We start from the raw sequence: 8,484 nt of genomic DNA on the forward strand, positions 1-8,484 counted from the left end.
ACCTGCAACATTTCCGCGATGCCCTGAATGGTGACCGGCAGCCCGGGCGGAAAGCGGCCGGTCATGATAGCCTGGCGCAGGCTGCGATAAACCCATTGCTTCATCGATTCCATCGGCAGCTTGCCGAGCGAAACCAGCCCGATCGCGTCCATCTGTTTCAAGAGCCCTGATCCTCCTCTGGATGATGACATCAATATGGATAATCCGAAGCCGGGTCGAGACGGGATTTTCTCATTCTTTTGTCTCGCCCGTGCACCATCCAAGGCAGTGCGACCACATCGTCGTTGCGTGCATCGGCGCCAAGCCCTCTTTACAATATGATCATATAATGAACATTAATGATCAAACAACGCGCGGAGATGCAACGCTGGCTCGGACTGTGAGAACAATCGAAGCTCCGCCTGTTTCAATCCAAAGACAGCGCCGGCTATCAGGGGGCGCCGATCGCCTTTATGCATCTGCGCAGCGCGGGGCCGGCAGCAAAACCATGTTGCGGCATCGCCCATGGCCGGATATCGTCGGCATGAATAGCATCGGCCGGGATCAACCGGTTTCCACGAAAGCACACGTCATGACGGAGAATGCAGTGCGCAGAGAGCATGAATTCGTGTCCACGCCGTCGGCGCGGACGCTTCATGCCGAACTGATGCTCTTGTGTGCCCGTATCGGCTATTCGCCACCCGTGTCCATCTGACCTTTTCCGCCAAACGTCAGAAATTCAAGGATACGATGATGACCATCTCGAACCACAAATATTCCCTGCCGCAGTTGCAGGCGCAGGATGCTGCGCATTTTCTCCATCCCTTCACGGATCACAAGGAGCTTAGAGCCCTCGGATCCCGCATGATCGTGCGCGGCGAAGGACCTTATGTCTACGACAGCGAAGGCGGGGAGCTTCTCGATGCGATGGCCGGCCTCTGGTGCGTCAATATCGGCTACGGCCGCGACGAACTGGCGGACGTTGCCGCGGCACAGATGCGCGAGTTGCCGTATTACAATGCGTTCTTCAAATGTGCGACGCCCACCCCGGTAGAGCTCTCCGCCAAGCTTGCCGGGATCGCCCCGCCGAACATCAATCAGGTCTTCTACGGCTCGTCCGGTTCGGAAGCGAACGATACAGCTCTTCGCCTCGTGCGCCATTACTGGGCGCTCGAGGGCAAGCCGGAGAAGAACATCATTATCTCGCGTGACAATGCCTATCACGGCTCGACCGTGGCCGGAGCCTCGCTCGGCGGCATGAGCCACATGCACAAGCAGATGGGCGGCATGGTGCCCAACATCGTGCACGTGATGGCGCCCTATGCCTATGAGCTGGCATTGCCGGGAGAAAGCGATGATGATTTTGGCCTGCGGGCCGCCCGCGCCATCGAGGACGCGATCCTTGCGGCGGGCGCCGACAAGGTCGCGGCGTTCATCGGCGAACCCGTGATGGGCGCCGGCGGGGTCCGGATTCCACCGGCCAGCTATTGGCCGGAAGTCCAACGGATCTGCAGGAAATATGATGTCCTGCTGATGCTTGACGAAGTCATTACCGGTTACGGCCGCACCGGCGAATGGTTCGCCGCCACCACCTTCGGCATCGAGGCCGATACGATTACCACGGCAAAGGCGCTGACCTCGGGCTACCAGCCGTTGTCGGCGCTGCTGGTCGGTGACCGTATCGCCAGCACGCTGGTGGAAAAGGGCGGTGAATTTAACCACGGCTACACCTATTCCGGTCACCCCGTCTGCTGCGCCGTTGCGCTGAAAAACCTCGAGATCATTGACAGTGAGGGCCTCATCGACCGGGTCAGGAACGATACCGGCCCCTATCTTGCCAAAGAGCTTGCCAGACGGCTGAACGATCATCCGCTGGTCGGGCAAACACGGTCGATCGGGCTGATGGGTGCTATCGAGATCGTCCGGGACAAGGGTGAACGGACACGGTTCAAGCCGGATGGGACAGCCGCGATCAAGGTGCGCGATCACGCCGTCCAGAACGGGTTGATGATCCGTGCCACCGGCGATACGCTCATCATGTCGCCGCCGCTGATCTGGACCCGCGAAACGATCGATCTCGCCTGCGACCGTCTGCTGGTGGCTCTTGATCTCGCCGAAGCCGAGCTGGCGCCGCATCGATAGATACTGAACCGGTCGCGGCGAAAGCCGGCTTGCCGCATCGCCTGGAAATCCGGCCGATGCGGCTGGCCCCTTACTCACTCGCTTCTCCGCGTCACATGCGCTCAAAAGGATCGTTCGATGCACTCGCCCCTCCCGTCGGAAAAAGCTTTGGTACCGTTTGTCAGCGTTGCCAACATGATGCGCCTCGTGCATGCCGTCGGTATCGAGACCGTGCTGGTGGAACTGGCCGACGTCATCGAGGCCGATTTCCGGCGGTGGGATCTGTTCGACAAGACGCCACGCATTGCCTCCCATTCCAAAGAGGGGGTCATTGAGCTGATGCCGACATCGGATGGCGAGATATACAGCTTCAAATATGTCAACGGCCATCCGAAGAACATGGCGCAGGGCCTGCAGACCGTTACGGCTTTTGGGCTGCTGGCGGAAGTTTCCACCGGTTATCCGGTGCTTTTGACAGAGATGACGTTGCTGACGGCGCTTCGCACCGCCGCCACTTCCGCGATGGTTGCGAAACATCTTGCGCCGAAAGGTGCGCGCACCATGGCGATCATCGGCAACGGCGCCCAGGCCGAATTTCAGGCGCTCGCCTTCAAGGCAGTCTGCGGCATCGACCAGGTAAAACTCTACGACATCGATCCGCTGGCGACAGCAAAGACCGTCCGCAACCTCTCTCACTCCGGTTTGCAGGTGACCGCCTGCGCATCGTCGCAATCGGCGATCGAAGGCGCCGGTATCATCACCACCTGCACTGCCGACAAGCAGTTTGCGACCATCCTGACCGACAACATGATCGGCGCCGGGGTTCATATCAACGCCGTCGGCGGCGATTGCCCGGGCAAGACCGAGTTGCATCGCGACATTCTGCAGCGCGCCGGCACCTATGTGGAGTATACCCCTCAGACCCGCATCGAGGGTGAGATACAGCAAATGCCGCCGGAATATCCCGTGACGGAAATGTGGCAGGTCATTACCGGCCAGAGCGCCGGCCGTCGTGACGCCAGCCAGATCACGCTTTTCGACAGCGTCGGGTTCGCCATCGAGGATTTTTCAGCGCTCCGTTACATCAGGAGCAAGTTGAAAGGGACTGGTTTGTACCAGGACCTCGATATGATCGCCGACCCTGATGATCCACGCGATCTTTTCGGCATGCTGCAGCGGTCGCAGTAAAGAATAGGATCGTTGGCCTCGTTCCGGGCGCAGCAATTCTGCGGCCCGGATATCAGGCCGCGAGATATTTCCTTAGGAACGACCGGGTGCGCTCCTGGACCGGGGCGCGGAATATCTCGCTTGGCGGTCCTTCCTCGACAACAACGCCGCCATCCATGAACAGGACGCGGTCGGCGACTTCACCGGCAAAGCGCATCTCATGCGTGACGATCAGCATGGTCATGTGCTCTGCGGCAAGCTGCTTCATCACCGCATTGACCTCATCGACCAGTTCCGGATCGAGTGCCGAGGTTGCCTCGTCGAACAGCATGACCTTGGGCTGCATGGCCAGCGCCCGGGCGATCGCGACGCGCTGTTTCTGGCCACCGGACAGCCGCGACGGATAGGCATCGACCTTCTCTGCCAGCCCGACCTTCGACAGCAATTCGACGGCAAGTTCGCGGGCTGCCTTCTTGGCCATGCCCTTGAGAATGACCGGCCCCATGGTGATGTTTTCGAGCACGGTCAGATGCGGGAACAGATTGAAGTGCTGGAACACCATGCCCATCTGCTGGCGCACCGCATTGATATGGCGCTCGAACGCCTGACCTTTCAGGGACTGGTTGACTTGCACGCCATCGAGCCAGATCTCGCCGCCGTTCAGCGTTTCAAGATGGTTGATCGAGCGCAGAAGCGTGCTCTTGCCCGAACCGCTCGGGCCGATAATGGCGACGATCTGTCCGCGCGTGACGGATAGATCAATCCCCTTGAGGACGTCGAGCGCACCATAAGCCTTGCGGGCGCCCTTTACCTCGACCATGGGCCGCTGGACGGTCATCGGGATACCTCCACTTGCTTTTCGACCTGCCGCAAACCGGATTCAAGGACGAGATTGAGTATGTAATAAAGCGCTGCCACCGTGATGTAGAACTCAAACGGCCGGAAAGTCTCGCTGATGGCCAGCTGCGCCGAATGCACGAGTTCAGCGATGCCGATGATCGAAACCAGCGATGATTCCTTTAAAAGCACGATCAGGTTGTTACCGATCGCGGGCAGGGTGTTGCGCACCGCCTGCGGGATGACGACGTAGCGCAGCGTCTGGAACCGGCCGAAACCGATACTGCGCGCGCCTTCCGTCTGCCCGGCATCGACCGAGACGATGCCGGCGCGCATGACGTCGGCGTTATAAACCGCGAAGTGAAGCCCAAGCCCGACAATGCCTGCAACCAGTGCCGGAACGTTGATACCGATCTGGGAGAGGCCGAAATAGATTAAGAAGAGCTGCAAAAGCAGCGGTGTTCCCATGAACAGCCACATGAAAAAGCGGATCGGATAGGCAATCATCTTCGGCGCATAGAGCACGGCGACGGCAAAGAAGATGCCGAAGAAGAAGCTGATGACAGCTCCGCTAACGGTCAGGACCACCGTCCACCACATCCCCATGAGGAGGATATCGGTATAGGGCGTCACGACGCTGAAATCGAGACCTTGCATCCAGCCCTCCCTCAGTTGATTGCGTAGCGCCGGTCGAGACCGTCGACCGCCCGCGCCACGACGTAAACGATGAGCATGTAGAGCAGGGCTGCAATGCCGAAGATTTCAAACGGCTTGTAGGTGGAGCCGATGAAACGCTGCGCCGTGTAGGTCAGTTCGACGACCGAGATCGTCGATACGAGCGCCGATCCCTTGATCAGACCGACAGCGTTGACGCCGAGCGGACGGATCATCAGGCGGGCCGCCTGCGGCAGGACAACCAGACGCAGCGTCTGCAGCCGGCCAAAGCCGATGGTACGCGCCGCTTCCACCTGACCGCGATCGACACCAAGAACCGCGCCGCGAATGGATTCGGCCATATAGGCACCGATATTGAGGCCCAAACCGATGACGCCGGCGGCAAACGGCTCAAGATTGATGCCGATCTGCGGACCGCCGAAATAAAGCACGAACAGCTGGATCAGGCACGGCGTGCCGCGAAACATACTGACATAAAGACTTCCAAACGTTCTCAAGACCAGCGAGCCCGACATCTTCGCCGACGCGATCGCGGCTGCGACCGCAAGGCCGAGCAGCAGCGAAAGCACCGAAATCTGCACGGTGACCCAAGCGGCTTCCACGAAAAAAGGGAAGACGCGCAGCATCATCGGGAAATCCATGGGAAAATACTCCGGGTGAGCCTGCGAACGGCATCTGKCCGGCTTCTGATTGCCGGCCAGATGTTGCTAAGCTTGATCGATTAGCGGATGTCGCTGCCGACCCATTCCATGGCGATTTTTTCGTAGGAACCGTCCGCCATCATCGCGTCGAGAGCCTTCTGCATCGCAGCTTTCAGCTCCGGATTGTTCTTGCGGATGGCAATGCCGATGGCGACGCTGCCGCCTTCGATGTCAGGCGTTTCGAGCCGGCGGACCTTTTCGCCGGTTTCCTTGACGGCAACCATGACCGGGATGTTGTCGACGACGATGGCATCGACGCGGCCGGCTTTCAGCTCAAGCAGCAGTTCGGGCAGGCCCTTGTAGGTACGCACGTCCCAGCCACCCTGCTCGCGGGCCCATTTCTCGTGGGTTTCGCCAAGCGTGACGCCGAGTGTCTTGCCCTTCAGTTCGTCCAGTTTCTGAACGCTCGAGGCTTCGTTGACGAAGACGGCCCGGCCGGCGTGATAATACGGGCCTACGAAATCGACGACCTTCTCGCGCTCCGGCGTAATGGTCATCGAGCCGACGACGGTGTCGAACTTGTTGGCGAGCAGGCCGGCGATGATGCCGTCCCAGGCCGTGGTCACGAGCGCACCCTTGACGCCGACGCGGTCGGCGATCGCCGTTCCGATGGAGGCATCGAAGCCGACGACTTCGTTCTTTTCGTTGACAAAGTTGAACGGCGGATATTGGCCGGACATGGCGATGCGGATTTCGCCGGAGGACTTGATCGCCTCAAGATCGTCGGCGCTGGCCGAGAAAGCGGTAAAGCTGGCAGCAAGGGCCATGGTGGCGGCCACCAGGCCTGAAAGAAGTATCTTCATGTTCCTGTTTTCCTCTGGATGAAAGCGCATTCTCTGTCGCTTGGGTAACGCGTGGACGCGCCTTCCGGATTTCATGATTGCCTTTGCGCTATTATTGCGCAAATAGATAATGGAAATAGAAGGTATAGATTTCAGGAATGATACCACCGCGGTCAGAAAGACTGGTCTGGGAACTCGACTGGAACCTCCTGCGAACCTTCGTTGTGATCGCCGAGGTCAAGAGCATCACCCGCGCGGCCGAGCAGCTCAACCTCAAGCAGCCGAGCGTCAGCAATGCGCTTCGCCGCCTGGAAGATCGGGTCGGCCGGCGGCTGGTCGAGCGCGACGCGACGCGGTTTGAGCTGACCGATGTCGGCCAGCTGCTCTACGAGCAGAGCATCGAAGTCTTCGGGACGATTTCGCAACTTCCGCAGCTGGTGCGTGGCGTCGGCGACGACGTCACCGGCCATGTCACGATTGCGGTTGCCAGCCATGTCATCTCGCCGATCTTCGACAGGGCGCTGACGGCGTTCCATCGCAGCCACCCGCGTGCCACCATCACAATCGTGGTCGCAGCGAGCGGCGAGGTGACCCGGCAGGTCCGTGAAAAGCGGGCGTCTCTTGGGCTATGCCTTGTCAGCAACCGCGATACCGCCCTCGACTACACCATGGTCTACCGGGAATTCTTCGGCTTCTTCTGCGGCCCTGACCACCGTTTCTTCGGGCAACGGGACTTGACGCTTGCCGATCTGAAGGGCGAACCCTCTGTCTCGTTCCACACGGACAATATCGCCGATGTCCTGCGGCCCGTGGCGCTTTTGCGCAGCGAGGCGAAGCTCGCCACCAATGTGGTTGGAGTGTCGTCAAGCCTCGAAGAGGTCCGCCGGATGATTGTGGCAGGTCTCGGCATCGGGCCGTTGCCGCTCCATGTCGCACGGCGTGATGTCGCGGACGGAGTCCTGTGGCGGCTGCCCCCCTACGAGGCACCACCCGCCATCGATGTCTTCCTGCTCGTCAATCCTGAAAAGATCGTCAACCGCGCTGAAAAGGCGCTCATCTCCGGCATCCAGGCCGCGATCGCAGAGACGCCGCTCGATCAGCGCATCTATGGCGCCTAGCTCGCGGGTTGTCCGCCCGTTACAATCTCCATCTGAAGCGCCGCAGCCCGTGCCAGCATATCGGCGTCCAGCGCGACGGCGCGGCGCCCGACGAGATCGAATCGCACGCTGACCGTCCTGTTGACCGCATGAACGACGCCGTCGAGCGAGCCGGACATCACCTGGTCGAACGTGAGCGAACTGCGGCCGGCCCTGAMCACACGAGAGCGGATCGTCAGCAGCGCGCCGGCCCTGGTCTCGTGCTTGTACTCGACTTCGGACCGGACATCGGCCCAGCCGCGGCTTGTGTCGGCAAGGCTTTCGGCACCGGCAATGTGGCCAAGAAGCTGGAAACTGGCATCGTCGAACATCGCCGCATAATGGCGAACGTTCATGTGTCCCATGATGTCGCACATCCACGGATGAGCCACGCCGACATAGGTGACAAGCGATTGACCGGACATGATTTTCCCCAAACATGCGGCTGTGGTGTCAAAGGGCCGATGTGCTAAAAAACTAACGGAACAGGAGGCCGTGGGCAATACGACCGGTGCGCAGGCCAAACCGGCTCTTGGATAGGGCAGAGGAGCTGGGGCGGAAGCAAGCACACGCCAGCCGGGGCCGTGGCGGAACCACTGGCGTCTTCGCGGGACAGAGCTTCCGCGTGCGGCAGGGGACAAGGCCGCCTGAATTCACTTATCAAGACACAACGAAACAAAGCGCGTCCGGATGCCGGACGCGCTTTGGGCTAAAAGCCCCAATCTCGTCAGAGACCGCCGGTGTTAGCGGGCTGGCTTCTTCTTCGGCGCCGGCAGGAGGCCTTCGCGCTGAAGCTGCTTGCGCGCATTCTTGCGCTGACGGCTGATTGCCTCGGCCTTCTGGCGCGCCTTTTTGACGGACGGCTTCTCGTATGCTTCCCGCATACGCATTTCACGGAAGACACCTTCGCGCTGAAGCTTCTTCTTCAACACCCGGAGTGCCTGATCGACGTTGTTGTCGCGAACCAATACTTGCATGTGAATCTTTCAAAGTCTGATGTTCACTGGAGATGGCAGGGGCAGTAGAGCAATTTACGAACCAAATCCAGAGCGTCTGGCAAATTTTCTCATATAATCTGCCTAGTCT

10 protein-coding genes are annotated in these 8,484 nt (G+C 59.9%); 4 read left to right on the top strand and 6 right to left on the bottom strand.

Annotated elements, in window-relative coordinates:
* The first annotated feature begins 328 nt into the window (after positions 1 to 328).
* The 3 genes from AC1D17_RS26420 to AC1D17_RS26430 all read left to right on the top strand — a co-directional run bounded on the left by AC1D17_RS26420 (position 329) and on the right by AC1D17_RS26430 (position 3,288).
* Complete coding sequence (locus AC1D17_RS26420) at positions 329 to 694, top strand: hypothetical protein (RefSeq protein WP_477568234.1); 366 nt, start codon at positions 329 to 331, stop codon at positions 692 to 694.
* A gap of 38 nt (positions 695 to 732) precedes the next feature.
* Positions 733 to 2,121 (top strand): aspartate aminotransferase family protein, encoded by a 1,389-nt coding sequence (locus AC1D17_RS26425; RefSeq protein WP_477568235.1) that lies wholly within the window; start codon positions 733 to 735, stop codon positions 2,119 to 2,121.
* Between the two features lie 117 nt (positions 2,122 to 2,238).
* Positions 2,239 to 3,288, top strand: a complete 1,050-nt coding sequence (locus AC1D17_RS26430) for an ornithine cyclodeaminase (protein WP_477568236.1) — start codon at positions 2,239 to 2,241, stop codon at positions 3,286 to 3,288.
* A 52-nt stretch (positions 3,289 to 3,340) separates the two neighbouring features.
* Here the strand turns inward: AC1D17_RS26430 and AC1D17_RS26435 are convergent, their stop codons facing one another.
* The 4 genes from AC1D17_RS26435 to AC1D17_RS26450 form a co-directional block, all read right to left on the bottom strand.
* The gene (locus tag AC1D17_RS26435) at positions 3,341 to 4,105 is read right to left on the bottom strand and encodes an amino acid ABC transporter ATP-binding protein (protein ID WP_477568237.1); all 765 of its coding nucleotides are present in this window, start codon (positions 4,103 to 4,105) and stop codon (positions 3,341 to 3,343) included.
* Positions 4,102 to 4,761, bottom strand: coding sequence for an amino acid ABC transporter permease (locus AC1D17_RS26440; protein ID WP_477568238.1), 660 nt, complete (start codon positions 4,759 to 4,761; stop codon positions 4,102 to 4,104). The genes AC1D17_RS26435 and AC1D17_RS26440 overlap by 4 nt, the downstream gene beginning before the upstream one ends.
* Before the next feature lie 11 nt (positions 4,762 to 4,772).
* Entirely contained in the window at positions 4,773 to 5,420 is a 648-nt protein-coding gene (locus AC1D17_RS26445) for an amino acid ABC transporter permease (RefSeq protein WP_477568239.1), read from the bottom strand.
* Positions 5,421 to 5,500: 80 nt separating this feature from the next.
* Entirely contained in the window at positions 5,501 to 6,283 is a 783-nt protein-coding gene (locus AC1D17_RS26450) for an ABC transporter substrate-binding protein (RefSeq protein ID WP_477568240.1), read from the bottom strand.
* Between the two features lie 137 nt (positions 6,284 to 6,420).
* Between AC1D17_RS26450 and AC1D17_RS26455 the strand changes: the two genes are divergently transcribed.
* Positions 6,421 to 7,380 (top strand): LysR family transcriptional regulator, encoded by a 960-nt coding sequence (locus AC1D17_RS26455; RefSeq protein ID WP_477568241.1) that lies wholly within the window; start codon positions 6,421 to 6,423, stop codon positions 7,378 to 7,380.
* On the opposite strand, the gene AC1D17_RS26460 is transcribed toward AC1D17_RS26455, so the two are convergent.
* Both AC1D17_RS26460 and rpsU read right to left on the bottom strand, forming a co-directional pair.
* Positions 7,377 to 7,823 carry an acyl-CoA thioesterase gene (locus tag AC1D17_RS26460; RefSeq protein ID WP_477568242.1) on the bottom strand — a complete coding sequence of 149 codons (447 nt, stop codon included), beginning with the start codon at positions 7,821 to 7,823 and terminating at the stop codon, positions 7,377 to 7,379. The genes AC1D17_RS26455 and AC1D17_RS26460 overlap by 4 nt on opposite strands.
* 318 nt (positions 7,824 to 8,141) lie before the next feature.
* Complete coding sequence (gene rpsU, locus AC1D17_RS26465; RefSeq protein ID WP_264223908.1) at positions 8,142 to 8,375, bottom strand: 30S ribosomal protein S21; 234 nt, start codon at positions 8,373 to 8,375, stop codon at positions 8,142 to 8,144.
* Positions 8,376 to 8,484: the final 109 nt, after the last annotated feature.

The sequence above is a fragment of the Pararhizobium sp. P1_E7 genome (genome assembly GCF_056405855.1).

Coding starts and splice junctions, on each gene's coding strand:
- AC1D17_RS26420 (WP_477568234.1), top strand. CDS start 329: ATGAACATTAATGATCAAACAACGCGCGGAGATGCAACGCTGGCTCGG.
- AC1D17_RS26425 (WP_477568235.1), top strand. CDS start 733: ATGACCATCTCGAACCACAAATATTCCCTGCCGCAGTTGCAGGCGCAG.
- AC1D17_RS26430 (WP_477568236.1), top strand. CDS start 2,239: ATGCACTCGCCCCTCCCGTCGGAAAAAGCTTTGGTACCGTTTGTCAGC.
- AC1D17_RS26435 (WP_477568237.1), bottom strand. CDS start 4,105: ATGACCGTCCAGCGGCCCATGGTCGAGGTAAAGGGCGCCCGCAAGGCT.
- AC1D17_RS26440 (WP_477568238.1), bottom strand. CDS start 4,761: ATGCAAGGTCTCGATTTCAGCGTCGTGACGCCCTATACCGATATCCTC.
- AC1D17_RS26445 (WP_477568239.1), bottom strand. CDS start 5,420: ATGGATTTCCCGATGATGCTGCGCGTCTTCCCTTTTTTCGTGGAAGCC.
- AC1D17_RS26450 (WP_477568240.1), bottom strand. CDS start 6,283: ATGAAGATACTTCTTTCAGGCCTGGTGGCCGCCACCATGGCCCTTGCT.
- AC1D17_RS26455 (WP_477568241.1), top strand. CDS start 6,421: ATGATACCACCGCGGTCAGAAAGACTGGTCTGGGAACTCGACTGGAAC.
- rpsU (WP_264223908.1), bottom strand. CDS start 8,375: ATGCAAGTATTGGTTCGCGACAACAACGTCGATCAGGCACTCCGGGTG.